The organism is Nocardia mangyaensis, assembly GCF_001886715.1.
GTDB lineage: Bacteria > Actinomycetota > Actinomycetes > Mycobacteriales > Mycobacteriaceae > Nocardia > Nocardia mangyaensis.
Window position 1 is genome coordinate 43342 of the sequence record NZ_CP018082.1, and the last position, 26196, is coordinate 69537.

The 26196-nt window shown below is 69.1% G+C and carries 20 protein-coding genes; 9 read left to right on the top strand and 11 right to left on the bottom strand.

Annotation, left to right across the window (positions count from 1 at the left end; translation table 11 throughout):
• Positions 1-4 precede the first annotated feature (4 nt).
• The 5 genes from BOX37_RS00215 to BOX37_RS00235 form a co-directional block, all read right to left on the bottom strand.
• Positions 5-1000, bottom strand: coding sequence for an AAA family ATPase (locus BOX37_RS00215; protein ID WP_206045745.1), 996 nt, complete (start codon positions 998-1000; stop codon positions 5-7).
• Positions 997-2037: a DUF4129 domain-containing protein gene (locus BOX37_RS00220; protein WP_071925686.1), complete on the bottom strand. Its 1041-nt coding sequence runs from the start codon at positions 2035-2037 to the stop codon at positions 997-999. Before BOX37_RS00220 ends, BOX37_RS00215 begins: the two co-directional genes overlap by 4 nt.
• Positions 2034-2894, bottom strand: coding sequence for a hypothetical protein (locus BOX37_RS00225; RefSeq protein ID WP_071925687.1), 861 nt, complete (start codon positions 2892-2894; stop codon positions 2034-2036). The genes BOX37_RS00220 and BOX37_RS00225 overlap by 4 nt, the downstream gene beginning before the upstream one ends.
• Before the next feature lie 10 nt (positions 2895-2904).
• Positions 2905-4497: an adenylate/guanylate cyclase domain-containing protein gene (locus BOX37_RS00230; RefSeq protein ID WP_084759343.1), complete on the bottom strand. Its 1593-nt coding sequence runs from the start codon at positions 4495-4497 to the stop codon at positions 2905-2907.
• Between the two features lie 170 nt (positions 4498-4667).
• Entirely contained in the window at positions 4668-5213 is a 546-nt protein-coding gene (locus BOX37_RS00235) for a TetR/AcrR family transcriptional regulator (protein WP_071925688.1), read from the bottom strand.
• Positions 5214-5302: 89 nt separating this feature from the next.
• On the opposite strand from BOX37_RS00235, the gene BOX37_RS00240 reads away from it, so the two are divergent.
• Positions 5303-6829, top strand: a complete 1527-nt coding sequence (locus BOX37_RS00240) for an MFS transporter (RefSeq protein ID WP_071925689.1) — start codon at positions 5303-5305, stop codon at positions 6827-6829.
• Between the two features lie 136 nt (positions 6830-6965).
• Here BOX37_RS00240 and BOX37_RS00245 read toward each other — a convergent pair whose 3' ends face one another.
• Complete coding sequence (locus BOX37_RS00245; RefSeq protein ID WP_071925690.1) at positions 6966-8888, bottom strand: DUF4407 domain-containing protein; 1923 nt, start codon at positions 8886-8888, stop codon at positions 6966-6968.
• Between the two features lie 956 nt (positions 8889-9844).
• Between BOX37_RS00245 and gltB the strand changes: the two genes are divergently transcribed.
• Together gltB and BOX37_RS00255 are read left to right on the top strand one after the other, a co-directional pair.
• Positions 9845-14512: a glutamate synthase large subunit gene (gltB, locus tag BOX37_RS00250; protein ID WP_071925691.1), complete on the top strand. Its 4668-nt coding sequence runs from the start codon at positions 9845-9847 to the stop codon at positions 14510-14512.
• On the top strand, positions 14505-15989 hold the full coding sequence (locus tag BOX37_RS00255) for a glutamate synthase subunit beta (protein WP_071925692.1): 1485 nt from the start codon (positions 14505-14507) through the stop codon (positions 15987-15989). Before gltB ends, BOX37_RS00255 begins: the two co-directional genes overlap by 8 nt.
• A 58-nt stretch (positions 15990-16047) precedes the next feature.
• Here the strand turns inward: BOX37_RS00255 and BOX37_RS00260 are convergent, their stop codons facing one another.
• Positions 16048-16413: a hypothetical protein gene (locus BOX37_RS00260; RefSeq protein ID WP_071925693.1), complete on the bottom strand. Its 366-nt coding sequence runs from the start codon at positions 16411-16413 to the stop codon at positions 16048-16050.
• A gap of 9 nt (positions 16414-16422) precedes the next feature.
• Positions 16423-16749 carry an ArsR/SmtB family transcription factor gene (locus BOX37_RS00265; protein ID WP_071925694.1) on the bottom strand — a complete coding sequence of 109 codons (327 nt, stop codon included), beginning with the start codon at positions 16747-16749 and terminating at the stop codon, positions 16423-16425.
• A gap of 242 nt (positions 16750-16991) precedes the next feature.
• Between BOX37_RS00265 and BOX37_RS00270 the strand changes: the two genes are divergently transcribed.
• The 6 genes from BOX37_RS00270 (at position 16992) to BOX37_RS00295 (ending at position 21406) form a co-directional block, all read left to right on the top strand.
• Entirely contained in the window at positions 16992-17618 is a 627-nt protein-coding gene (locus tag BOX37_RS00270) for a tetratricopeptide repeat protein (protein ID WP_071925695.1), read from the top strand.
• Between the two features lie 281 nt (positions 17619-17899).
• Complete coding sequence (locus tag BOX37_RS00275) at positions 17900-18283, top strand: roadblock/LC7 domain-containing protein (RefSeq protein WP_084759344.1); 384 nt, start codon at positions 17900-17902, stop codon at positions 18281-18283.
• Positions 18280-19284 carry a hypothetical protein gene (locus BOX37_RS00280; RefSeq protein WP_071925696.1) on the top strand — a complete coding sequence of 335 codons (1005 nt, stop codon included), beginning with the start codon at positions 18280-18282 and terminating at the stop codon, positions 19282-19284. Before BOX37_RS00275 ends, BOX37_RS00280 begins: the two co-directional genes overlap by 4 nt.
• Positions 19281-19754 carry a roadblock/LC7 domain-containing protein gene (locus BOX37_RS00285; protein ID WP_240505150.1) on the top strand — a complete coding sequence of 158 codons (474 nt, stop codon included), beginning with the start codon at positions 19281-19283 and terminating at the stop codon, positions 19752-19754. Before BOX37_RS00280 ends, BOX37_RS00285 begins: the two co-directional genes overlap by 4 nt.
• Before the next feature lie 10 nt (positions 19755-19764).
• A complete protein-coding gene (locus BOX37_RS00290; protein ID WP_071925697.1) occupies positions 19765-20136 on the top strand; it encodes a hypothetical protein in 372 nt (123 codons plus the stop codon).
• Between the two features lie 370 nt (positions 20137-20506).
• Positions 20507-21406 carry a cutinase family protein gene (locus BOX37_RS00295; RefSeq protein WP_084759345.1) on the top strand — a complete coding sequence of 300 codons (900 nt, stop codon included), beginning with the start codon at positions 20507-20509 and terminating at the stop codon, positions 21404-21406.
• 49 nt (positions 21407-21455) lie between these two features.
• On the opposite strand, the gene BOX37_RS00300 is transcribed toward BOX37_RS00295, so the two are convergent.
• The 3 genes from BOX37_RS00300 to lysX form a co-directional block, all read right to left on the bottom strand.
• The gene (locus BOX37_RS00300) at positions 21456-22076 is read right to left on the bottom strand and encodes a histidine phosphatase family protein (RefSeq protein ID WP_071925698.1); all 621 of its coding nucleotides are present in this window, start codon (positions 22074-22076) and stop codon (positions 21456-21458) included.
• A gap of 31 nt (positions 22077-22107) precedes the next feature.
• Positions 22108-22794, bottom strand: coding sequence for a hypothetical protein (locus tag BOX37_RS00305; RefSeq protein ID WP_071925699.1), 687 nt, complete (start codon positions 22792-22794; stop codon positions 22108-22110).
• Between the two features lie 86 nt (positions 22795-22880).
• On the bottom strand, positions 22881-26195 hold the full coding sequence (lysX, locus tag BOX37_RS00310; RefSeq protein WP_071925700.1) for a bifunctional lysylphosphatidylglycerol synthetase/lysine--tRNA ligase LysX: 3315 nt from the start codon (positions 26193-26195) through the stop codon (positions 22881-22883).
• Between the last annotated feature and the right edge of the window lies 1 nt (position 26196).

Genomic DNA, 26196 nt, shown 5'->3' on the forward strand with positions numbered 1-26196 from the left:
GTCGCTAGACCGGAACCGGCACCGAGACCAGCAACGACGAGAGCACGCCCTCGGTGCTGACCCCGTCCAGCTCGGCTTCCGGCCGCAACTGCAGCCGGTGCCGGAGCACCGCCACCGCAACGGTTTTCACGTCATCGGGGGTTACGTACGTGCGCCCGTTGAGCCAGGCGAAGGCACGGGCGGCGGCCAGCAGTGCCGTCGCGCCGCGGGTGGACGCGCCGTGCGCGACGGCGGGGGAGCTGCGGGTGGCCCGGCACAGGTCGACGATGTAGGCCAGCATCTCCGGGCTCACGGTCACCTGCGCGACCGCGGCGCGGGCCGCCGCGATGTGCTCGGGGCCGGCGACCGGCCGCAGCCCGGCACCGCCGAGATCGCGCGGGTCGAAGCCGCTCGCGTGGCGCTGCAGGATGCGGAATTCGTCGTCGCGGTCGGGCAGCAGGATGTCGACCTTGAACAGGAACCGGTCGAGCTGCGCCTCGGGCAGCGGGTAGGTGCCCTCCTGCTCGATCGGGTTCTGCGTCGCGACGACGACGAACGGGTCGGGCAGCGGTCGCGGCTGACCGTCCACCGAGACCTGGCGCTCCTCCATCGATTCCAGCAGCGAGGCCTGCGTCTTCGGCGGGGTGCGGTTGATCTCGTCGGCCAGCAGCAGGTTGGTGAACACCGGGCCGTGCCGGAAGGTGAACTCCGCCGAGTGCGGATCGTAGATCTGCGACCCGGTGACATCACCCGGCATCAGGTCGGGCGTGAACTGCACGCGCGCGTGGTCGAGATCGAGCGAGGTGGCCAGGGCTCGGACCAGCAGCGTCTTCGCCACGCCGGGAACGCCTTCCAGCAGTACGTGGCCGCGGCACAGCAGCGCGAGCACCAGATACAGCACGGCCTGGTCGTTGCCGACCACCGCCTTGCCGATCTCGGTGCGCAACGCGGCCAGCGCCGCACCGGCTTCCGCCGCGCTCGGCGTCTTCTGCATCACTGTGTCCTTCGCGGTATCGGTCATCCGAGCTCCGTCTCGATCCATTCGAGGTGTGCGGCAACGTAATAGAGGGTGTTCTCGTCCGGCACCGGGCCGAACAGGACCGTGCCGATCTGCTCGGCCGGTACCCCGAGGCGAGTCGCGGCGGTGGTGACGAGTCGATCGTCGGTGAGTCCGCCGCCGCCCACCCGCGGCCGGATGCGGCGCAGGGTCGCGGTGCGCAGGATCTGCGCGACATGCGCGACGTCACCGGAGCGACGGTACAGCCCGGCTTGCCCGGCGAGCAGCTCGTTCGCGGCGACCTCGACCGGACGTGGTTCGCCGACCAGCGCCCCGCGCCTGCGTGCTCGCCACCAGACCAGGGTGGCGAAGGCCAGCAGGAACATGAGGCCGCCGTAGGCCAGCCAGCCGGGCATTCGGCTGAAGATCGAGTCCTTGCCCTCGCCGAATTCGGGATCGAAGTCGCTGTCGGGCGGATCCGGGTTGTCGGGCAGCGGCGGCGTGGGCGCGTCGGGTGCGGTCGGTGCCCCGAGGCCCTGCAGCGCGGCGTAGAGCAGCAGGGCGATGGCGATGCCGCCCGCGACGGCGGCCCAGAACTTGGGGCTGCGCAACAGCTCCGGCAGCGGCGGAAGTTCTCTGCGCCGCCGGGGAGCTCGCTCGGTGATCTCGACTTCGGTCGGTTCCGGCACCGGGGGTGGCGCCGACTGCGAGTACCGGTCCGCGTATTCGAGCCTGCGGTATTCGTCCTCGGTGGCCGCGCGACCGCCGTAGACGACCTCGTCGAAACTGCGTGCGGCCGGATGTAATTCGGTGGAGTGTTCCAGCGGCAGCGCGGTGGTGGCGTCGTCGGCGGTCTCCTGCGCGGTGCGCGAGCGGCGCACCGGCAGACTGCCGTCCTGCTCGAGGGCGCGCAGCACCGCGCGGAAGCGTTCGCGCAGCGCGCGGTCGTAATCGCGACGGGCCGCGGCGTTCTCGGCGGCGGCGCGATGTTCGGCGGCCGCGCCGAGCCGGGGCGGTGGTGGGCTGCCGTGCGGCTGGTCGGGGAAGTCGTTGTCGCTCATCGGCTGTCACCGGGAAGCCGGATGTCCATGCCCTCGCGGGCACAGCGCCGGTCGATGTAGCAGATGGCCCGGCTGGTGGCCTCGACGATCTCGCTGACCGTCACCACCAGCAGCAGCCCACTCACCAGCAGGGTGATCACCGCCCATCGGTGTGTGCCGGAGAAGTCCGACAGATAGAACGGAATGCCGAACAGCGGCACCGCGAGCACCGTGAAGATCAGCCGCTGGGTGAGCCACAGCCCGCCGATGGTCCAGTTCGCGCCGTCCACGAGATGCTTGGACCGGGCCACGGCCGCGCCGAACTCCGCGTGCTCGCCGATGATCACCGGTTCGGTGACGAACCGTCGGGCCCGCACCTGCGCCAGCCAGATCAGCGCGAGCGGATAGGTGACGATCAGCAGGCTGCCGACCACCAGCACACCGATCCCGGTCAGCGAGAACATGACCTGCGCGAGCAGTAGCGGCCCCGCGTGTTTGGCCGCCCGCCGCAACGCGGCGCCCGCGCCGAAGGTGACCCCGCCGAAATCGGCCAGCGCCATCGCGACCGTGGCTCCCCGCAGCACCCACCGCAGCAGCCACAGGCACACCGCCGTCGCCAGGACCACCGCCCACGCGGTCCCCGCGTCGGACCCGTCGGTGAGATGGGAGACCACGCCGGTCACCGCGAGCACCACGGCCACGGCGAGCACGAGCACGCAGGCGCCGAGCGCGGCGAGGGCCCGGATATGGGCCTGGATCAGGGCGAACGGCTCGTCGAGCAATTCGCGGAAACGCAGGGGCCGGATCGGAACCGTCGGCGCTCGTGCCGGATCGACTCCCGCCCCGACGGCGCCGTCCGCTTCGACGGCGGGACGCACGCGGCCGAGTCTAACCAATGCCGTCCGAAGTGCCCGATTGGTCGTCGACGCGAGGCTTGGCCAGCTGGGTGTGTTTCAACCTGCCGCGCAGGGTGACGGTCTCCCCGAGCTCCCAGTGCGCGGCCTCGGTGTCGGCGGCACCGGCCAGCGTGGTCGCCGAACTGAGCAACCGCTCATCGTGTGCCTTCGACAGTTCGCACAGCCGGGCCGCCTCGTTCACCGCGTCGCCGATGACGGTGAACTCGTAGCGGTTGTGCGTGCCGACATTGCCCGCGACGACCCGGCCCGCGGCCACACCGATGCCCGCGTCCAGGTCGGAGGCGCCGCGCAGCCTGCGCTGGATCGCCCGCGCGCACGACAGCGCCGAGCCCGCGGCGTCGGCGAGCGGGGCGGGGGTGCCGAACACGGCCAGCGCCGCGTCGCCCTCGAACTTGTTGAGCAGACCGCCGTGCCCCTCCACCTCGTCGACGACGATGTCGAAGAACCGGTTGAGGATGCCGACGATCTCGGGGGCGGGCAGGGTCGACGCCATGGTGGTCGAGCCGATGATGTCGATGAACAGGGCGGCGGCCTCGGTCTCGGAGCCGCCCAGTACCGGCTGGGAGGCGATGGCCGCCATCGCCACGTCGTGGCCCACGTGCTTGCCGAACAGGTCCTCGATCATCGCCCGCTCGCGCAGACCGTGCACCATCGTGTTGAAGCCGCTCTGCAGTTCGCCGAGTTCGGTGCCGTCGTAGAGGGTGATCTCGGCGTCGAGGTCGCCGTTCTCGACCCGGCGCAGGGCCTGGCGCACACCCTTGATCGGCGCCACCGTCGCCGCCGAGACCTGCGCCATCAACAGCATCCCGAACAGCAGGGCCGAGCCGCCGAGACTGAGCACGCACACCGCGAGCCTGGCCTTGCTCACCGCGGGATCGGCCAGCGCCCACACCGCGACCGTCATCGCCAGCGCCACCGGCACCCCGACCCCGACCAGCCACGACAGCATGGTGCGGCCGAACACGCCGATGCCGCGGCGGCGCTGCGGGTCGGCCTGCAGGACGCGCGCGGTCACCGGGCGCAGGGCGAATTCCACGATCAGGTAGCTGTTGGCGCACACGACGATCGCCGCGGCGCCGATCGCGAGGAAGACCTTGGGGATCAGCGCGGGCTCGGCCACCCCGTAGACGATGGTGAGCACGCCGAGCGCCAGCGACCACAGCGCCGCCTGTTGCAGCACCATCCAGCGCGGCGCCGAGGCGGTGACCCGCTGCTCGGCCGCGTTGGGGACGTGGTCGGGATCGGTCGCCCAGCGCATGGTCCGCAGCCCCGCGGCAGTTCCCCACACCGTGCCGACCGCCAGCGCGACGAACGCGCACAGCGGGGTGAAGATGGCGTTGATCAGCAGCAGGTCGCGGGTGAACAGGGTCGGACCCGGCAGCACGAAGCCGGCGAGCACGACGGTCATCGCGATGCCGATCAGGTTCGCGATGAGCAGGGGCACGGTGAGCAGCAACTGCACCCGCACGCGCCGGATCGTCGACTTCTCGTCGGCCGGTCCGAGGAGCGGGGAACCCCACGGCGCTGATCCGGTCGAGCCGGTCCGTTCGTCGCTGTGGATCACCCTCGAACTGTAAACCGATCTGGCGATCCAGCGGCGATCTATTGTCCAGGTCACAGTGCGTCCGATTGTGCTATATAACCAGACCGCGATGCCTTTTCGGGGGTGCGGTGGTGGTGCGACCGGGTGAGTCGGCGGAGATCCTGTTCGGAGTACAGATGTCCACTGAACGGTCAGCGCTCGAGCAGCCGGTCGACGACCTGGCGGTAGCGGTCGGGATCGAGCGGGGGCAGGCCGAGCAGCGCGCGCAGGTAGACGCCGTCGCCGACCAGGCGAATCGTATCGGCGCGGACCGGGTCGTCGATCTCGAGGTCGAGATTGTCCGACCAGGACGTCATCACATCGCCGAGTGCCTGCTGGATCTCGTCGGGCGAGTGCGCGGTCGAGGCGTCGATGGTGCGCATGGTGGCCAGCATGGAGCGGTAGAGCGTCAATTCGATCGCGTCGGCCGGTTCGGTGGGGTCCGGCGATTGCAGGTACCACTCGGCGGTCGAGCTGCCCTGCGCCCGCGCGGCCGCGAGATGGTCGCGGGCGCGTTCGCCGAGGCGGTGGACGAGCCCGGCGAGCATGGCGTCCTTGGTCTTGAAGTGATAAAGCAGCCCGCCCTTGGAGACACCGGCCGCCGCCGCGACGTTCTCGAGCGTGAGCTGGGAGGCGCCGCGTTCGAGTAGCAGGGTCTCCATGGCGTCGAGGATGCGATCGCGAGTGTCAGCTGCCACACAGTCACTGTACCGTCCGGACGGTTAGTTTGCTACTGTACCGTCTGGACGGTTTACCAACTGCTACCCGACGGAAGTCGAGAAATCCGATGAACACCCCAGTCACCACCCCCGAACCCGGGGTCGCCCCACCGCGTGCCACCGCACGCGACTGGGCGGGTCTGGCCGTACTCGCCCTGGCCCTGTTGCTGCTCGCGATCGACGCGACCGTGCTCGACCTCGCCGTGCCCGCGATCAGCGCCGACCTCGCCCCGAGCACGCCGCAGCTGCTCTGGATCATCGACGTCTACTCGTTCGTGCTCGCCGGCCTGCTCGTCGTCATGGGCAATCTCGGCGACCGCATCGGCAGGCGGAAGCTGCTGCTGATCGGCGCCGCCGGTTTCGGTATCGCCTCGGCGCTGGCCGCCTGGGCCGGCTCGCCGGAGATGCTGATCGCGGCGCGCGTGCTGCAAGGCGTCGCGGGCGCCACCCTGATGCCTGCCACCCTCGGGCTGATCCGCTCGATCTTCCAGGACCCGCGACAGCGCACCGTGGCCATCGGCGTGTGGAGCGCGATGGCGGGCGGTGGCGCGGCCGCGGGTCCGCTGGTCGGCGGCTGGCTGCTCGAGCACTTCTGGTGGGGCTCGGTGTTCCTGGTCAACCTGCCCGTCATGGCGGGGCTGCTGGTGCTCGCGCCGCTGCTCATCCCGGAATCACGCGACCCGCATCCGGGCCGGTTCGACGCGTTCAGCGCCGTCCTCGCGATGCTGGCGCTGGTCCCGGTGGTCTACGCGATCAAGGAAACCGCCGCGCACGGCCTCGACCTCGGCGTGCTGGTGATCGGCTTGGTCGGCGTCGGCGCGGGGATGGCGTTCACGCGCAGGCAGCGTCGCCTCGCCGACCCCATGCTCGACCTGCGGTTGTTCGCACTGCCGCGGTTCCGGGTGGCCGTGCTCACCAACATGCTCGCGGTGTTCGCCCTGGCCGGTGTGCTGTTCTTCGGCTCGCAGTACCTGCAGCTGGTGCTCGGCCGCTCGCCCCTGGACGCGGGCTTGCTGATGGTGCCCGGCCTGGTGGCCAGCGTGGTCGGTTCGCTGACAGCGGCGCTGCTGGTGCGGCGCTGGCGGGCGGTCGTGGTGCTCGGCGGTGCGCTCGTCGTCACCGCGCTCGGCGCGGCGGCCTTCTTCGCCGTCGACGCGAGCAGTGGTGCCGGGGCGTTCGTGCTCGGCTTCACCGGGATCGGGCTCGGTGCGGGCGTGGCGATGACGGTGTCCGCCGACCTGGTCGTCGGCTCGGCACCCGCCGAACGCGCCGGCGCGGCCGCGGCCATCTCCGAGACCGCCTACGAGGTCGGCCTCGCGCTCGGCGTCGCCGTCCTCGGCAGCACCGTGATGGCGGTGTTCCGGCGCGGCCTCGATCTGTCGGCCCTGCCGGGCGAACTGAGCGCGACCGCCTCGGACTCGCTCAGCAGCGCGGTCGACGCGGTCGACGCGCTACCGCCGTCGGCGGCGGGCGAATTCCTGTCGTCGGTGCACGAGTCGTTCGTGTCCGGTATCCACCTGACCGTCCTCGGCATGGTCGCGGTCTTGCTGTTCGCTGCGATCACGGCGGTGCGCACCAAGACACCGCGCGAATGAAAGCCACGGGGCCTGGTTCTTCCGACCTGGAGCTCGCGTGCGATCCGGTCGCCCACAGTCGCAGCGGCGGATGGGGTCCGCGGTGTCCGGGGGAGTGCGGAGATGCCGCGGGCAGGCAGCTCGGAGTGGCTCCAGCTCAGCGGGCAGGCGGGAGCTCGCGGGGCCCCTGGTGTCCGGGGAGTTCGGCGGTGCCGCGGCTGGGCAGTTCGGTGTGCTGATCCGCCTGGGGCAGTAGGGCGTTCGATCCGGCCGGGAGGGCGGTGTGGGACGGGTAGCCGTACTGGCGGGGGTCCGGGTGGTAGCGGGCGTTCGGGGCGTCGACGACGGTCGAGGCGATCTGCTGGGCGTACGGGTTGTACTGGGCCGCAGCGGGATCGGCGTGTGGTGCGGCGACGCCGGGGGGCAGCTGGTAGCCGGGCTGGTAGCCGGGCGGCAGTTGGTAGCCGACGGGGACCTGCTGCTGGGCGGCGGAATCCTGGGTGTCGACGGTGACCTTGCGGCTGCGGCGCAGCGTGAAGGTCACCTCCTCGACCTCTTCGAACGCCTGGCGCGCGGTGCGCAGCGGGTGGGTCGCCGAATCGATCGCGTTGGCGACGAAGGAGGGGACCAGCGGCCGGATCCAGCGGGCCGCGGTGTCGGTGAACGGCACCGTGCCGATGATCGGCAGTTCGAGCCCGCCGCCGCTGTTCGGCGTCGGCGCGGGGGCCGCGGGGGTGGCCATCTGCTGCGCGGGGACGAGGGCGCCCGCCTGCGATCCCTGCGGCAGCGCGTTCGGCAGGTAGCCCGCGGGCAGTTGCGGTGTCACGTTCGGCTCCAGAGCCACGGCGTCGTCCTTTCGATGGGGCTCGGTGACCCCGAGCTCGAAGCCGCCGATCGCGGCGATGATCCTGGTGCGCTGACGTTCTCGATCGATCACGGTATCGGCTTCGATGGCCAGCCGCGCGGCGGTGAGCTCGTGCTCGGCGCGCAGCGTGGCCGTCTCGGTCCGCACCTCGGCGCGTTTCACCGCGATCGCGGCGTCGGACTCGCGCTGGGCGCGGTCGGCCAGCTCGGCGGCGTCGACCCTGCGGTCGAGCGAGGTTTCCCCGCGCCACCAGCGCAGCAGCAGCGGGAGCAGGGCCAGCACGATTCCGGCGGCGAGCATCAGCAGTCGCAGGGCCGCGGCGCCCGCGTGCGTGCCGGTGTAGCTGTTCATGGCCAGCCAGCGCGCGCCGAGACCGCGGTCACCCTCGGCGAAGGCGGTCGCGCGGGCGGCCGCGAGTTCGGCGGTCTCGGTGCGCACCCGCTGGTCGAGTTCGGCGATACGGGACCGGTCTGCCGCCAGCTGCGCGCGGGCGTCGTCGAGCATGTCGTTGGCGGTCTGGGCCTCCGGACCGCGGCCGGGGACGCCGGTGATCCGGGTCTGCGGGCACTCCGGGGTCGGGTTGTACTCGCAGCGCGCGATCACCAGCGCGGTGTCGATGTCGGCCTGCGCCTCGGCGATACGGGCGTCGAGGGCCGCGCGATCGGCGGCGGCAAGGTCGTATTCGGTGCGGGCCGCGACGACGCCAGGAGCGTTCTCCGCACTCGCCTGCGCACGCACATCGAGTTCCCGATCGACAGTCCCGCCGAGCACGACGGTGGCGGCGAGCTCGGCCACGAACACCCCGGCCAGCACGCCGACCCCGATCGTGGCCGCTGCGCCGAGCCGATCGCGCCGCGCCGCAGCCGGGTCGCTGCGCACACTCGCACCAGCCGGATCAACGCTGCCATCGAGCCGACCCGCACCGCCACCGAGCCCGCCCGCACCGGGCCTGGTGGTGGCCAGCGCACGGCCGAGCGCGCCCGCGACCACCGCGACGAGCAGCGCGAGGACGACGACCACCGCGCCGATGCCGTCGGCGGCCAGCAGCGCGGCGGCGGTGACGATTGCCGCGATGACGGCGAACAGCAGCACGGCGGCGCCGGTGACGACGTATCCGGCGCGTTCCTGGTGTTGGGCCGGCTCGGCGCCCGTGCCGGGATCCCGGCGCCGGGGTGAGGCGAGGCCTCCGCCGAGCCAGGCGAGTGTGCCGGTCATAGGTTCTCCCCGGGTTCTCGAGCTCCACTCGGCAGGCGAAACTGTCATGGATTCGTTGTGTCAGCGTGACAGGCCCGGCGCCGACACACCGAGTAGCGAGGTGGCACTTGTGGGCAGCCTCACACGGCGACGGCGTTGATATCGCGCCGGTGACGACACCGAGGCGCGATTGCGCGAGAAACTCGGCGTGTCGTCCCCGGCGAGCCTTGCTCGAACGGCCGCGGCGGCGATTCTGTGGCCAAAACCACTGCCGAAAAGTTAACTAAAGATGTGCTGTGACACACATTTGGCAGTACAGACCGTACGGTCGGCTGACTGCCATGGCTTGTCGGGGCCGCTGTCGGGAAGATCTCATCGCTGACTTCCGCCGTTAGCGGGCCCGAGAGGTTTGACCAGGGCATTGCCGGGGAAACCTGCTGCGGTGCAGGTGAGTTGAACTTTCGGCCCGGTGTCGACGGTTGTTTCGAGCCTGCTCGTCCACCGTGTTTGCGCAGGTCGGCGTGGGTTGTTCGGGATCGATCCGTGCCCCGCTCTGCTTTACACTGGACGACGCGCGCGACGAAGTGGGCGGCCGCTACAAACCCCAGCTAGACAAGGTTATTAGTACAACCTTAGTTGGTTGGGCCAGCGGTCTGACTTATCGTTTGCTCTTACGCCGAGCACACCCCTGCTCGGCACAACCACCTGTTCGGGGTCCGGTGAAACCGGGCCAAGAGTAGCGGGTGAAAACCGCGCGGAGGTAAGGAACACGTAAGCGTTCCGTTACCTCTGAGCACCCCACTACGGCAACGAAGCGGGTGGACAACTGGAGACGTGACTGCACACCGCAAACCACCATCGCCGCTGGTTTCGGATCGTACGGACGCAGTCTTGACGGAGGCGAAACGACGAAGGGCCCTCGCTCAGCACTGGGCGGTGAGATCTCATCGACAGCCGACTTTCTTGAAGGCAGAGGCATGACGCAACTTCCTGGCCACAGGTCACCCGGTGTCACCGGGCTCTACGATCCGGCATACGAACACGACGCCTGTGGTGTCGCGTTCGTCGCCGACATGCACGGACGACGCAGTCGAGACATCGTCGACAAGGCCATCACGGCCCTGCTGAACCTGGAGCACCGCGGTGCCGCGGGTGCCGAGCCGAACTCCGGTGACGGCGCCGGCATCCTCATCCAGCTCCCGGACAGGTTCTTCCGTGCCGCGATCGCGGAGAGCGCTGCCCCCTTCGAGCTGCCCGCCGCGGGCTCCTACGCCACCGGTATCGCCTTCCTGCCGCAGGCCCGTCGTGAGGCCGCCCGCGCCGCCTACGGCGTCGAGAAGATCGTCACCGAAGAGGGCATGGCCGTGCTCGGCTGGCGCGAGGTGCCGATCGACGAGTCCTCCCTCGGCGCGCTGGCCCGCGACGCCATGCCGACCTTCCGGCAGATCTTCATCGCCTCGCCGAAGAACTCCGCCGAGCAGCTCTCGGGGATGGCGCTGGAGCGTCGCGCCTACGTGATCCGCAAGCGGATCGAGCACGAGCTGGGCAAGGCAGGCCCCGGCGAGGGCACCGTCGGCAAGGAATCGGTGTACTTCCCGAGCCTGTCCGGCGAGACCTTCATCTACAAGGGCATGTTCACCACGCCGCAGCTGCGCGCGTTCTACCTCGACCTGCAGGACGACCGCGTCGAGTCGGCGCTCGGCATCGTGCACTCGCGCTTCTCCACCAACACCTTCCCCTCGTGGCCGCTGGCGCACCCGTTCCGCCGGGTCGCCCACAACGGTGAGATCAACACCGTCACCGGCAACGAGAACTGGATGCGCGCGCGAGAGGCGCTGCTGCGTTCGGATGTGTTCGGCAAGGACGAGGCGGGCAACAACCGGCTCGAGAAGATCTTCCCCGTCTGTACGCCGGGCGCCAGTGACACCGCGCGCTTCGACGAGGTGCTCGAGCTGCTGCATCTCGGCGGCCGCGACCTGCACCACGCGATCCTGATGATGATTCCCGAGGCCTGGGAACGCAACGAGAGCATGGACCCGCAGCTGCGGGCGTTCTACGAGTACCACTCGATGCTGATGGAGCCCTGGGACGGACCCGCCGCGGTCTGCTTCACCGACGGCACCAAGATCGGCGCCGTGCTCGACCGCAACGGCCTGCGCCCCGGCCGGATCTGGGTCACCGAGGACGGCCTCGTCGTGCTGGCCTCCGAGGTCGGTGTCCTCGACATCGACCCCGCCACCGTGGTCCAGAAGATTCGCCTGCAGCCGGGCAAGATGTTCCTGGTCGACACCGAGCAGGGCCGCATCGTCACCGACGCGGAGATCAAGTCCGAACTGGCCGCGGCTCAGCCGTACCAGCAGTGGCTCGATGCCGGCGTGAGCCGGATGGCCGATCTGCCCGACCGCCCGCACGTGCACATGTCGCACGACCGGGTGCTGATCCGGCAGCAGATCTTCGGCTACACCACCGAGGACCTGAACCTGCTCATCTCGCCGATGGCCAAGACCGGCGGTGAAGCACTGGGCTCGATGGGCACCGACACCCCGATCGCGGTGCTGTCGAACCGGTCGCGTCTGCTGTTCGACTACTTCTCCCAGCTGTTCGCGCAGGTCACCAACCCGCCGCTGGACGCCATCCGCGAGAAGGTCGTCACCAGCCTCAAGCGCAACCTCGGCCCCGAGGCCGACCTGCTGCACCCCGGCCCCGAGTCGTGCCGGCAGATCGCGCTCGAGCAGCCGATCCTGGACAACGACGAGCTGTCCAAGCTCGTGCACATCAACGACGACGGCAGCCAGCCCGGCCTGCGCTCGGTGGTCGTGCGCGGTCTGTACCCGGTGAAGAAGGGTGGCAAGGGCCTGCGCAGGGCGCTGGAAGCCATCAACACCCAGGTCTCGGCCGCGATCGACGGCGGCGCGCGCATCATCGTGCTGTCCGACCGCGAGTCCAACGAGAAGCTGGCGCCGATCCCGTCGCTGCTGCTCACCTCCTCGGTGCACCACCACCTGGTGCGCGAGCGCACCCGCACCATGGTCGGCCTGGTCGTCGAGGCCGGTGACGCCCGCGAGGTGCACCACATGGCCATGCTGGTCGGCTTCGGCGCGGCCGCGATCAACCCGTACATGGCGTTCGAGTCGATCGAGGACATGCTCGAGCGCGGTTCGCTGCAGATCCCCGGTTCCACCGGTGACCTGGCCGCCGATTTCGGCAAGGCCGTCGCGAACTACTGCGCCGCGGCCAGCAACGGCGTGCTCAAGGTGATGTCGAAGATGGGCATCTCCACCCTCGCCTCCTACAACGGCGCCCAGCTGTATCAGGTCATCGGTCTGGCGCAGGACCTGGTCGACGAGTACTTCACCGGCCTGCGCTCCCCGCTGGGCGGCATCGGTCTCGACGAGATCGCCGAAGAGGTGGCCATCCGCCACCGCACCGCGTTCCTGGAGAACCGCAACGAGCGCGCGCACCGCGAGCTCGAGGTCGGCGGCGAGTACCAGTGGCGTCGCGAGGGCGAGTACCACCTGTTCAACCCCGACACCGTGTTCAAGCTGCAGCACGCGACCCGCACCGGTCAGTACTCGATCTTCAAGGAGTACACCAAGCTGGTCGACGATCAGTCCGAGCGACTGGCCGCGCTGCGTGGCCTGTTCAAGTTCAAGAAGGGCCAGCGCGCGCCCATCTCGATCGACCAGGTCGAGCCCGCGAGCGAGATCGTCAAGCGCTTCTCCACCGGCGCGATGAGCTACGGCTCCATCTCCGCCGAGGCCCACGAGACCCTCGCGGTCGCGATGAACCGTCTCGGCGCCCGCTCGAACTCCGGTGAGGGCGGCGAGAGCCCGGCCCGCTTCGAGGTCGAGGAGAACGGCGACTGGCGTCGGTCGGCGATCAAGCAGGTCGCCTCGGGTCGGTTCGGCGTCACCGCGCACTACCTGACCAACGCTACCGACATCCAGATCAAGATGGCCCAGGGCGCCAAGCCCGGCGAGGGCGGTCAGCTGCCCGCGCACAAGGTGTACCCGTGGGTCGCCGAGGTGCGTCACTCCACTCCGGGTGTCGGCCTGATCTCCCCGCCGCCGCACCACGACATCTACTCGATCGAGGATCTGGCCCAGCTGATCCACGACTTGAAGAACGCGAACCCGCAGGCTCGGATTCACGTGAAACTTGTCGCGGAGCCGGGTGTCGGGACGGTGGCGACTGGTGTTTCGAAAGCGCACGCCGACGTCGTGCTCATCTCGGGCCACGACGGCGGCACCGGCGCCTCGCCGCTGACCTCGCTCAAGCACGCGGGTGGTCCCTGGGAGCTCGGCCTGGCCGAGACCCAGCAGACGCTGCTGCTCAACGGCCTGCGCGACCGCATCGTGGTCCAGGTCGACGGTCAGATGAAGACCGGCCGCGACGTGATGATCGCCGCGCTGCTCGGCGCCGAGGAGTTCGGTTTCGCGACCGCTCCGCTGGTGGTCTCGGGCTGCATCATGATGCGCGTGTGCCACCTCGACACCTGCCCGGTCGGCATCGCCACCCAGAACCCGGTGCTGCGCGAGCGGTTCACCGGCAAGGCCGAGTTCGTCGAGAACTTCATGCTGTTCATCGCCGAGGAGGTGCGTGAGCTGCTCGCCGAGCTGGGCTTCCGCACCCTCGACGAGGCCGTCGGCCGGGTCGACCTGCTCGACACCGCCAAGGCCAAGCAGCACTTCAAGGCCGCCAAGCTGGACCTGTCGCCGATCCTGGACATGCCGGAGACGGCGTTCATGAACCAGGACACCCGCTGCACCGGCACCCAGGACCACGGTCTGGACAAGGCGCTCGACAACGAGCTGATCGCCAAGAGCGCCGACGCGCTCGAGCGTGGTCAGGCGGTCAAGATCGAAACCAAGATCACCAACGTCAACCGCACGGTCGGCACCATGCTCGGCCACGAGGTGACCAAGCTCTACGGTGGCGCGGGCCTGCCCGACGACACCATCGACATCACCTTCACCGGTTCGGCGGGCAACAGCTTCGGCGCGTTCGTCCCGGCCGGTATCACGCTGCGCGTGCACGGTGATGCCAACGACTACGTCGGCAAGGGTCTGTCCGGCGGCCACATCGTGGTGCGCCCGGCGATCAACGCGCCGGAGGGCTTCGTCGCCGAGAACAACATCATCGCGGGCAACGTGATCATGTTCGGCGCGACCAGCGGCCGCATCCTGATCAACGGTGTCGCGGGCGAGCGGTTCGGCGTGCGCAACTCCGGCGCCACCGCGGTCGTCGAGGGTGTGGGCGACCACGCGCTCGAGTACATGACCGGTGGCCGGGTGGTCATCCTCGGTGGCACCGGCCGCAACCTCGGTGCCGGTATGTCCGGTGGCGTGGCGTTCGTCTACGACCCCGACGGCACGCTCGCGCAGCGGGTCAACCCGGATCAGGCCGACGCGATCGAGCAGCTCTCCGGTGACGACTTCACCTGGCTGCGCGACATCATCGCGACCCATCGCGACGAGACGGGTTCGGCGGTGGCCGAGCGCATCCTGAGCGACTGGTCCCAGCAGGTGATCCACTTCGTGAAGGTCATGCCCCGCGAATACAAGAAGGTTCTGCTCGCCATCTCCGAAGCCGAGAAGAGCGGCAAGGACGTGGACGAGGCGATTATGGAGGCGGCTCGTGGCTGACCCACAGGGATTTTTGAAGCACACCTCGCGGGAACTCCCCACCCGTCGCCCGGTCGAGCTGCGACTGCTCGACTGGAAAGAGGTCTACGAGGACAAGTTCTCCCACGACACGCTGCAGAAGCAGGCCAGCCGCTGCATGGACTGCGGTATCCCCTTCTGCCATCAGGGTTGTCCGCTCGGGAACCTGATCCCCGAGTGGAACGACCTGGTGTACAAGGGCGCGTGGCGCGAGGGCATCGACCGCCTGCACGCCACCAACAACTTCCCGGAGTTCACCGGTCGGCTGTGCCCGGCGCCGTGTGAGGCGTCCTGCGTGCTCGGTATCAACCAGCAGCCGGTCACCATCAAGCAGGTCGAGGTCGAGCTCGTCGAGAACGCGTTCGACGAGGGCTGGGTCACCCCGGTGTACCCGACTCGCCTGACCGGCAAGAAGATCGCCGTCGTCGGTTCGGGCCCGGCCGGTCTGGCCGCCGCCCAGCAGCTCACCCGGGCCGGTCACACCGTGACCGTGTTCGAGCGCGAGGACCGCATCGGCGGCCTGATGCGCTACGGCATCCCGGAATTCAAGATGGAGAAGTCGGTCATCGACCGACGCCTGGCCCAGATGGAGGCCGAGGGCACCATCTTCAAGACCAGCGTGAACGTCGGCGTCGACATCACCGCCGAGCAGCTGCGCGAGCAGTACGACGCGGTGGTCCTCGCCGGTGGCGCGACCATCGCCCGCGACCTGCCGATCCCGGGCCGCGAGCTCGACGGCATCCATCAGGCGATGGAGTTCCTGCCCTGGGCCAACCGCGCCCAGCTCGGTGACGACGTCCTCGACGAGAACGGCCTGCCGCCGATCCACGCCAAGGGCAAGAAGGTCGTCATCATCGGTGGCGGCGACACCGGCGCCGACTGCCTGGGCACCTCGCACCGCCACGGTGCCGAGTCGGTCCACCAGTTCGAGATCATGCCCCGTCCGCCGGAGGAGCGCGCGGGCTCCACCCCGTGGCCGACCTACCCCCTCATGTACCGGGTCTCCTCGGCGCACGAGGAGGGCGGCGAGCGGGTGTTCTCCGTGAACACCGAGCGTTTCGTCGGCCGCAAAGATGAGCAAGGCCGTGATGTGGTAGCGGGGCTGGAGGCGCACGAGGTCAAGATGGCCAACGGCCGCTTCGAGAAGGTCGAAGGCACCGACTTCACCCTCGAGGCCGACCTGGTCCTGCTGGCCATGGGCTTCGTCGGCCCGCAGAAGCCCGGCCTGCTGACCGACCTCGGCGTCGGCTACGACGGTCGTGGCAATGTCCAGCGCGACAAGAACTGGGCCACCAACATCCCCGGCGTCTACGTCGCCGGTGACATGGGCCGCGGCCAGTCGCTGATCGTCTGGGCCATCGCCGAGGGCCGCGCCGCCGCCGCCGCGGTCGACCAGTACCTGGAAGGCGAGACCGCGCTCCCCGCGCCGATCCCGCCGTCCGCCGTCGCCCAGCGGTAGATCTGTTCTCGACAGCGCCCGTGGACTCACCGGTCCACGGGCGCTGTCGTGTCTGCGCCTAGCCTGGCGATCCGGCGGGGGAGGGCATCCGCGTCCGGCCGTGGTCGAGGGTGAGCAGTACCGCGACGGTCAGGTACGCCGCGACGATGACCAGGTTCAGCGCGCCCTGCGCCGGCTGACCCAGGTCGAATCGTTCGAGCGCGGCGATGGTGATCACGCCGGAGCCGAAATAGAAGCCGGTGATCAGGGTGGGGACGGCGATCCGGCGGGGGAGCACGGCCGCGACCAGCAGGAGCAGGGAGAAGGCGAAGTCGGGGACGGCGAAGATGTTGTCGGCGCGGTAGTCGGCGTCGAAGGTCAGTGCGGTGATCAGCCAGACGCTGACCGGGACGGCGGTGATTCTCGCGATGGTGATCAACGGCATGGCCGCTCCTCAGGGGTTCGGGTCGGCGAGGTCGAGGATCGAGGAGACCAGGCCGGGGAATCGGGTGTCGAGTTCGGTGAGCCGGGTGGTGTTCATGCGCTGTCTGCCGCTGTCGAACTGGCGGATCAGTCCGGCGTTGCGCAGGGCTTTGAAGTGGTGGCTGAGGGTGGACGGGGCGACGCCGAGTCCGAAGGTGCCGCATGGACGGTCACCGTCGGTGATGAGCATGCGCACGATCCGCCGTCGCGTCGGATCGGCGAGCGCGTGCAACACGTCATCGATCGCCACGTCCGCGATGTCGGGGTGGTCGACCGATTTCCAGCGTCCGAGGGGCACGGGGCCTCCTTCTCTTCGAGAGCTCTCGAAGAGATGTTAGCGAAGGTTGTCGATGTATTCGAGAGTCATCGAAGAGAATTAACCTGGTGGTGTCGCCTACGACACATCGCGGAACAATAGCTATCAAGATGAATCATCAAGCTGCTCAACCCCTCTCGAGCGCCGAGAAGCTGGTGGCTGATGTCCCTTGCGCCACATAGACTTCAACACGTAGAGCAGAATCGGTGATCCGAGGGGGAGCTGTGCCGTTGCCGCCGGAAACATTGGCGACCCTGCGTCGCGCCGCCGAGCGCGGTGACGGTACCGCCATGCACAATCTCGCCCACTTCTACCACAACCACAGCGATTTCGAAGCCGCCGAGCACTGGTTCCGGCGTGCCGCGGCGGCGGGGCACACTCGCTCGATGAACAACCTCGCCGTCCTGCTCGACCAGTTCGGCGAGCTCGACGAGGCCGAATCCTGGTACCGGCGCGCCGCGGCCGGTGGCAACAGCAATGCCATGTACAACCTGGCCACCATGCTCTACCAGTGCGGCGACCGCGTCGACGCCGAGACCTGGTACCACCACGCCGCCATGGCGGGCCACGTCGACGCCATGTTCAATCTCGCGCGCCTGCTGGAGGATCAGCGCCGCGTCGACGATGCCGAGGCCTGGTACCGCGAGGCCGCCGACAGTGGCGACATCGACGCGATCAACAACCTCGGCATGCTCCTGCGCCGCCGCGGCAGCGTCACCGAGGCGCGCCGTTGCTTCCGTCGCGCCGCCGATCTCGGCCACCCGCGCGCCATGGCCAATCTCGCCGCGCTGCTGGAATCCGAAGGCGCGCACCGCGAAGCGCAAACCTGGTATCGGCGCGCTGCGGGCTGAGATTCTCGCGTCGAAATCAGTATGCGAAGTCTGTGAAGAGGGTCGAATCGAATATTCGCGCGGAGATCGCTGGACGCCGAATACCCGGTTGATCACGGGTTTCGTGTCGCAGCAGCGAATTGGGCCCGAAGTTACCCAAAAGTATTGATACCGAGCGGTTTTCCAGCAACCTTCAGCAAACATTTTGCCCTGCAGCAATTTTCCCGCATTCAAGATGCGAATGTTTGCGGGTGGGTATAGCGTCTCGTTTCGATAACCGATCGATGACAAGGCCGGGGCGTGTGAATTCTCTCGACGGCTGCCTCAAACGCATCATGGATATTCCCGGTGCGCGCAGCGTGACACTGGTGGACGGGGCAAGTGGATTGGCGATCGCCGCAGCGGGTGGGCACGGTGACATCGACGAACACGAAGACGCGGCGAGCACCACCGAGGTGGTGCGGGCGGCGCTGGGCTGTTCGGCGCTGACCAACGACCGGACCGACGACGTCACCGAGCTCGTCGTCTGCCGCACCGGCGGGTTCCACCTGCTGCATCTGGTCGACGGGGACTTCGACGGCAGACTGTTCATGCACGTGGCCTTCGACGGCGACACCGGCAACCTCGGCATGGCGCGCTATCAGCTCAGGAACGCACTCGACGAACTGGCGGGTGCCGATCGATGAGCGTCGCGTTGGCCGAGGAATTGCACCGGCTGGAGGACCAGGGGTCGACCGGTGTGTTGCGGACCGGCGACGGCGAATTCCATCTCGTGCGCGGCGCGATCGCCTCGGCCGGCTGTCGGCGCACCATCGGTCTCGATCGGCTCGTGGTGGAGGCGGGAGTTGCCACCGCCGAGGATTGGCGGCGCGCCGGTGCCGGTGATCCCGGACCGCTGTTGCACCGCCCCCGACTGGAAACTCTGGCGTTGCTGTCGGTCTTCGACGCCGCCTATTTTCTGCTCGCCTCACCAGGCGACCCGGAATTCCGGCCGGCGCCGGAACATTGGCTCTCGCCGGTATGCCGAGTGGCACCGCGCGCGGTGGTGCACGAATGCGCCCGGCGCGGAGATCGGGAATGGGGCCCATGGCCCGCCGATCTGGTCGCGGCCGTTCCCGTGGTCCCCGCGCGCCGAGTGCGCCGGAATCGGGTGGTGCTCACCGGTAATCAGGCCGAGGTGCTCGCCGCCGCCGACACCCGTCGCAGTGTCGCCGAGATCGCCCGCGACCTCGGCCGCACCACCTACGGCTGCCTCGTCGCGGTCCGCGACCTCACCGCCGCGGGTCTGATCGAGGCGCCGGAGCCGATCGAGACGGCGGTGGCGATCGAGGCGGTCGCCGCGACCGAGACGGTGGGAGCCATCGAGACGGTGCCCGTGCCGCGCACCGGCCGTCATCTCGCGCTCGCCCCGGAGCCTGTCGAAATGCCGGTACGACAACGGCATTCGGCGCCGGAATCGCCAGCTGTTCCAGTGCTGCCGAAGCGGATTCCCGCCGGCGGCGCGGGAGTGATCTGTCCCCCGCGGGTCGGGGGATACGGTCGGCACGCGGTCGACGAGGAAGCGACCGCGGCCGTCCGGTCATGCGGAAACCCCGCTGTCGCGACACCGTACGAACCGGAGCGCTGGCAGCAGGTCGACCGCGAAGTACTCATCCGGCTCAGGGCGGCGTTGGAGGAGCTCGAGTGACCGTGCGCAAGAAGCTGCTCGGTGAATGGAGGGGAAGGTTGACCAAAGTGGCGATGACCGTGCCCGAACGGAACGCGGCCGTGCTGGCCGAGCTGAAGTCGTTGCGCGAGCGCGTACCCCGGCTCACCGGGACCGTGGTCGCCTCGAGCGACGGACTGCTCATCGAACACGACCTGCCGCCGCAGGTCGAACCGACGGGGATGGCGGCCTTGGCCGCGGCACAGCTGTCGCTGTCGTACCGGCTGGCCAGCACCGCGCACGGCGGCGGATTCAACGAGGTCGTCGTGCACGGCACCGAAGGGCAGGTGGTGATCTACGCCGCCGGCTACACCTCGCTGACCGTGCTCGCCGGACCCGAGGTGAATGTCGGCCGACTCCACCTGGAGTCGCGCCCGGTAGCTCGCGCCATCGCCGAACACCTGGCGGCAGCGCACTCCTCTGGAAACGACCAGGGGAAGCACAACAAATGAAAGGCACGATATGTCGAATATGGATCTGGCGCTCAAGGACATGATGGTGATCGACGGCGCGATCGGCGCCGCGGTCGTCGACTACAGCAGCGGGATGGCCCTTGGCATGCTCAGCAGCACCAAGGCCCTCGACCTGCAGGTCGCCGCGGCGGGCAACACCGAGGTGGTGCGCGCCAAGATGCGCACCATCGAACAGCTCGGCCTCAACGAGGACATCGAGGACATCCTCATCACCCTCGGCACCCAGTACCACGTCATCCGCCCGATGACCGGCCGCAAGTCCAAGGGCCTGTTCCTCTACCTCGCCCTCGACCGCAGCCGCTCCAACCTCGCGATGGCCCGCCACCGCCTCAAGGGCATCGAGGAGGACCTGGAGGTGTGAGTTCCCCGCTGTGCCGGGCTCGTCGGTGACGACCGTGAACGGCGGGGCCTGAGGTGAGGAATCAGCAGTTCGCGGTCCGCGCGTACCCAGGCCCTCGGTGAGCGTTGGTAGCGCTCCCGGGGGCCGATCTATGTGCGCGAGGCTACACCCGAAATGAACTGGCCCGCAATGCTCTGATTCCGCACGTCGAATCCTCGGTGCGCTGGGCCCACGTCAGCGCCGATTTCCGATCGAAGATCAGCCCTGATCGTCCGGACATGTGGCACCACGGCGCCGGTACGCCTATTGTGATTCGCGGCGAGGTCTGGGTAGCCACAAAGTCATCGGGGTTTGCTCTGCATCGACGAGAGCAAGGTTGAACTGGAGCGGTATGCAGTTGAAGAGAGTTGTCGCGGCTGTGGGAGCGTCCGCGGCGATGATGTCCGGCATCATGATCGGCAGCACGAGTGCCAACGCGGCGCCCGGCTGTCCAAGTCTCTACGTAGTGGCCATTCCCGGAACCTGGGAAACCGGTCATGACAAGCCCCCCGGCCCCGGCATGCTGTCCGGGGTCACCAGAGGGCTGCCTCGCAACACCCAGGTCGATTACGTCACCTATGCCGCGACCGCGTTCCCCTGGGAAGGCGATGTCTACGGCAGCTCCAAGAAGCAGGCCGTCAACGCGGCCCGCGGGCTGATCAGCGACAAGCTCGCCGCCTGCGCCAACACCAGGGCCGCGCTCGTCGGCTACAGCCAGGGCGCCGACGCGGCCGGTGATCTCGCGGCCGAGATCGGCACCGGGATCAGCAAGATTCCCGCCGATCGCATCGCGGCCGTCGGCCTGATCTCCGATCCGCGGCGCTCGCCCACCGACGTGCAGGTGGGTCCGATCGCGCCGGGCGCGGGCGGCGGTGGCGCGCGGCCGGGCGGCTTCGGCTGGCTCAGCGATCGCACCCGCACGATCTGCGCGGTCGACGATCTCTACTGCGCCACGGCCACCGACGACTTCGTCACCCGCTTCGCCGGGTTCCTGGCCCAGAGTTCGGACGCGAACCCGGCCAACCTGTGGCGGTACCAGATCGAGGCGGGTCAGATCATGACCGATCTGATGGCGCACGGTGGGGTACCGACCTTGCAGGCGCAGCTGTCCGAGGCGGCCAATCAGCAGCGGGCCAAGGATCTGGAGCGGTTCTACCGGTCCCAGGCGCACACGCTGTACGGGAGTTACCAGGTGGGCGGTGGGAAGACCGCCATCACGTGGATGCGTGACTGGATCGCTTCGCACGCCTGAGTGCGTTCGTGGAAAGGCCCGGTGTCATCGGCACCGGGCCTTTCCGCTGTCACTGGGCGGTTCGGGACAGGTTGCGGGGGAGGAGGTTCCAGACGTGGCCGTTTTCGTTGATCGTCGCGGCCGTGCGGGTTCCTGTGCGGGAGTAGAGAATTCGGGTGATGGAGCAGTAGTCGATGGGGAAGGTCAGGGGGCGGGGCAGGGCCAGGACGTCGGCCAGGAGGACGTTGATGACGCCGCCGTGGGCGAAGGCTACGACGGTGTCGGTGGGCGCGGTGTCGGCCACCAGGGCTTCTACCGAGGCAAGGACGCGGGCGGTGAAGGCGGGGCCGTCGATCTGTTCGGGGAGCAGGCCGGCCTTGATGCGGGCGTAGGCGTCGGCGAAGTCGGTCTTCGCGTCCTCGATCGGAATGTAGGCGGAAAGGTCGCGGTCGTATTCGGCGAGGTCGTCGATGATGTCGACGGGGAGTGCGCGGGCGGTCGCGGTGGGCGTGGCGGTGTCGCGGGCACGGCGTTGCGGGCTGCTGACGATGCGCGCGATCTGGTGCGCTGCCAGCGCGTCGGGGACCCGCGCGGCCTGGCGTCGGCCGACCTCGGTCAGCCCGGGGTCGGCGGCGGCGGTGGTGCTCACGACGCGGTCGGGCTGGGCATGACGGACGAGAATCAGCTGCACGACTCCACACTCTGCCGCATCAGGGTGAACCTCACGGCTCTGGCTCGATCTCCTGGCGGCCGGTGACATCGGCGGTGTCGATGATGACGATCTCGCGACCCGCTTCGAGCAGCACCTTCAGATACCCGGGCGGATTCTCCAGCACATACCCCTCGACCATCCCGGCGGTGGTGTGGATGTGTTCGAGCGAGACCCACGGCACCTGCACGCTCGCGGCCAGGATCAGCGCGGCGACGGTGACGATCAGCGCGGAACTGGACATGAACCAGCGCGCGAACCGGGCACCCTCGGGATCGCGTTTCCCGGTACGCGACAGCAGGTACAGCGCGAGCCCGACCGCGGCCGCGAGCCCGAGCACCCACCACATCCGAAATGTCCACAGCAGCGACGCGGTGAACAGGGCGACCACGATCAGCCAAGCCAGATTGCCGGCATTGGTCCAGCTCGGCCGACCCGCCCTGACTTGGCGGATCACCGCCACCGGCAACAGGATGCCGAGCGCGACGCCACCGAGCACCGGACTGGCCATCAGCGTGCCGAGCACCATGGCGGCCACATCGTCGATGCCGATCGTGCCCGCCACCGAGAACGCGGCGTTCCAGTCGTAGTCGGTGATCGCGAACAGGCGAAGCAGCAGGAACAGCCCGGCCATCCCGGTCGCGGACAGTCCCTTGGCGACCAGGTGCCGATCGGCGGACTCCGCAGCATGACCTGCCATCGGGCGAGGGTAGCGCCGCGAGTCCGCGAATCAGGTCAGGACTTGCCGAGGGCCCGGACAGTGGCCGCGGACCGTGGCCGGACTCGTCAGCGGGGTTTCACCAGCGGGAACGGCAGGGTCTCGCGGATGCTGCGGCCGGTGATCAGCATGACCACGCGGTCGACGCCCATCCCGAGGCCGCCGGTGGGGGGCATGGCGTGTTCGAGCGCCTGGAGGAAGTCCTCGTCGAGTTCCATCGCCTCGGGGTCGCCGCCCGCGGCCAGCATCGACTGTTCGGTGAGGCGGCGGCGCTGTTCCACCGGGTCGGTGAGTTCGCTGTAGGCGGTGCCCAGTTCGACGCCCCAGGCGACCAGGTCCCAGCGTTCGGTGACGCCGGGGATGCTGCGGTGCGAGCGGGTCAGGGGGGAGACCGAGGTGGGGAAGTCCAGGTAGAAGGTGGGTTCGGTGGTTTGGGATTCCACCAGGTGCTCGTACATCTCCAGCACCACCTGTCCGGCGTCCCAGCCGTGCTGATACGCCACCCCGGCGCCGTCGCACAGTTCGCGCAACCGGGTGAGGTCGGTGCGCGCGGTGATCTCGGTGCCGATGGCCTCCGAGACCGCGCCGTGCACCGTCTTGACCCGCCACTCACCGGAGATGTCGACGGTGTCGAATCCGCCGGAATCATTGGGCCGCAGGGCCACTTCGGCACCGTTGGCCGCCATCGCCGCGTCCTGGATCAGCTGGCGGCACAGGTGCATCATCCGCAGGTAATCGCTGTGCGCCTCGTAGGCTTCCAGGATCGTGAACTCGGGATTGTGGCTGAAGTCCACGCCCTCGTTGCGGAAGGTCCGCCCGATCTCGAACACTCTCTCCATCCCGCCGACGCACAGCCGCTTGAGATACAGTTCGGGCGCGATGCGCAGATACAGGTCCAGGTCGTAGGCGTTGATGTGGGTGCGGAAGGGGGTCGCGTTGGCGCCGCCGTGTACCTGCTGCAGGATCGGCGTCTCGACCTCGAGGAAGCCCCAGGTGAACAGTGAGTCGCGCAGCGAGTGCAGCACCGCGCTGCGCTTGGCCATCACCTCGCGGGTCTCGGGGTTGATCACCATGTCGACATAGCGCTGCCGCACCTTGGCCTCGGAATCGGCCAGCCCGCGCCACTTGTCGGGCAGCGGATGCAGGCACTTGCCGTTCATCCGCCAGTCCTGCGCGAGCAGCGAGAGCTCCCCGCGCCTGCTGGTGCCGATCTGGCCGCTCACCTCGATCAGGTCACCCAGGTCGAAGAACTCGGTGAACTCCGCGCCGCGATCGGCGCCGACCCGCTCGCGGTCGATCACCAACTGGATCTCCTCGGTCCAGTCGCGCACCACCGCGAAGATCACTCCGCCGTGGTCACGGATGCGCAGCAGCCTGCCCGCCACCCGCACCGTGGTGCCCTTGGGCGCGCGCCGGGCCGCGGCGATGGTGTGCGTGGGCGGGTAGGAGATCGGGTAGGCGTCGACGCCGGCGGCGGTGAGCCGGTGCAGCTTGTCCATCCGCACCCGCACCTGCTCCGGTCTGCGCGGACCCTGCTCGGTGTCCGCGCCTTCGGGCGCGTCGGGCGGGCTGCCGTCGGCGTGCAGTCCGGTGATCGTCGCGGGGACAGCCGGATTCGTGCCGGTGTGCACCGCGGCGTCGGGCGCCCTGCCCAGCCGGGGCAGGAACCCCTCGGCCAGCCCGCTCGCCGTCGCCACCCGGGGCAGCTGCCTGCGCTCCTCATACAGAAAGAACCGCGGCACCCAGCGCGGGTGGTACTTCACATTGGACCGGTACAGCGCCTCGAGCTGCCACCAGCGCGAGAAGAACAGCAGCACCCCGCGCCAGGCCCGCAGCACCGGGCCCGCGCCGATCCGGCCACCTTCCTCGAACACCGAGCGGAACACCGCGAAGTTCAGCGAGACCTTGGTGACGCCGTACTGGTCGGAGTTCAGCGCGAGCTGCGAGATCATCAGTTCCATCACGCCGTTGGGGCTGTTCGGGTCGCGGCGCATCAACTCCAGCGAGGCGCCGGTGCGGCCCCACGGGACCAGCGAGAGCATGGCGTGCACCCGGTCGTCGTGATCGACGGCCTCCACCAGCAGGCAGTCACCGTCGAGCGGATCGCCGAGGCGGCCCAGCGCCATCGAGAAGCCACGTTCGGTCTCGGTGTCGCGCCAGGCGTCGGCGCGGGCGATGATCTCGGCGACCTCCGGGGCCGGGATCTCACGATGCCTGCGCACCCGGACGCCGATGCCGTGCTTGCGCAGCCGGTTGGCGGCCTGGCGCACCTGCTTCATCTCCGGCCCGGCCAGCGAGAACGCGCGGGTGTCGAGGATCGCCTCGTCGCCCAGGCGCAGCGCCGTGAGTCCGGCCCGCCGGTAGGCGGTCGCGCCGATCTCGCTCGCGCCCATCACCGCGGGTGCCCAGCCGAACCGGTCCGCCAGCTCCAACCAGGCCGTGATGGCCTGCGGCCAGCTCTGTTTCGGCCCGATCGGATCGCCGCTGGCCAGGCAGACACCCAGCTCGACACGATAGGTGATCGCCGCTGTGCCATTCGGCGCGAACACCACCGCCTTGTCCCTGCGGGTCGCGAAGTAGCCGAGCGAATCCTCGACATCACTGCTCGCCAGCAGACTTCGGATCGCCGACTCGTCCAGCCCGGTCATCGCGTTGTCGGCGCGCTGGGAGCGCAGCAGCACGATCACCGCCGCCAGCAGCGCGATCGCGCCGAACACGCCGAGCGCGAAGTTCACCCACGCGCGCGGATGGCCGTCGAAGTGCTCGTTGTTCACCAGCACCGCCGCGGTGACCCGGTACACCGCCCACAGCGGTCGCTGCGCACCGGCGGGCAGCGAGCCGGGGAACAGCTCGACCAGGCCCCAGCCGAGCAGACACCCCGCCGCCAACCCGGCGACCAGCACCCCGAGCGCCTTCCAGAGCGCACCGGGCCTGACCCGGGTGTAGAACTCCTTGCGCGCCGCGAGCAGCACGCCGAGCACCACCAGGTGGACGAAGAAGGCCACCAGCGCGGCCCTGTCGTCGTCGGCGACGAAGGACACGATGTTGGACACCGTGTACAGCACCAGGTAGCCGAACAGCAGCCACCAGGCGACGCGTTTTCGGCTGGCGATCGCCCCGGCGAGCAACCCGACGACCAGCGCCCACACCAGACTGTCGGGGGCGTCGAAGTAGTAGATGTCCACGAAGTGGCGCGGCGTCTGCGTCAGATGCCGCAGGGTCGGCGAGAGGCTCCACAGCAGGCACAGCACCGCGAAGACGCCGAGGATCATCCCGGTGACGTGCGGTACCTCGGACAACCTGCCGTGCGCGCGATGCGGGACCGGCGATCTGTCCGGTGCTGCCTCGACGATGGGGTGCTGCTCGGCCTGCGTGGGGGTCACT

What these genes read in the sequence shown, in the direction of transcription:
- BOX37_RS00240 (WP_071925689.1), top strand. Translation starts at nt 5,303, where the DNA reads ATGAACACCCCAGTCACCACCCCCGAACCCGGGGTCGCCCCACCGCGT.
- BOX37_RS00245 (WP_071925690.1), bottom strand. Translation starts at nt 8,888, where the DNA reads ATGACCGGCACACTCGCCTGGCTCGGCGGAGGCCTCGCCTCACCCCGG.
- BOX37_RS00280 (WP_071925696.1), top strand. Translation starts at nt 18,280, where the DNA reads ATGAGCGTCGCGTTGGCCGAGGAATTGCACCGGCTGGAGGACCAGGGG.
- BOX37_RS00295 (WP_084759345.1), top strand. Translation starts at nt 20,507, where the DNA reads ATGCAGTTGAAGAGAGTTGTCGCGGCTGTGGGAGCGTCCGCGGCGATG.
- BOX37_RS00215 (WP_206045745.1), bottom strand. Translation starts at nt 1,000, where the DNA reads ATGACCGATACCGCGAAGGACACAGTGATGCAGAAGACGCCGAGCGCG.
- BOX37_RS00305 (WP_071925699.1), bottom strand. Translation starts at nt 22,794, where the DNA reads ATGGCAGGTCATGCTGCGGAGTCCGCCGATCGGCACCTGGTCGCCAAG.
- BOX37_RS00220 (WP_071925686.1), bottom strand. Translation starts at nt 2,037, where the DNA reads ATGAGCGACAACGACTTCCCCGACCAGCCGCACGGCAGCCCACCACCG.
- BOX37_RS00290 (WP_071925697.1), top strand. Translation starts at nt 19,765, where the DNA reads ATGTCGAATATGGATCTGGCGCTCAAGGACATGATGGTGATCGACGGC.
- BOX37_RS00260 (WP_071925693.1), bottom strand. Translation starts at nt 16,413, where the DNA reads ATGCCGTTGATCACCATCGCGAGAATCACCGCCGTCCCGGTCAGCGTC.
- gltB (WP_071925691.1), top strand. Translation starts at nt 9,845, where the DNA reads ATGACGCAACTTCCTGGCCACAGGTCACCCGGTGTCACCGGGCTCTAC.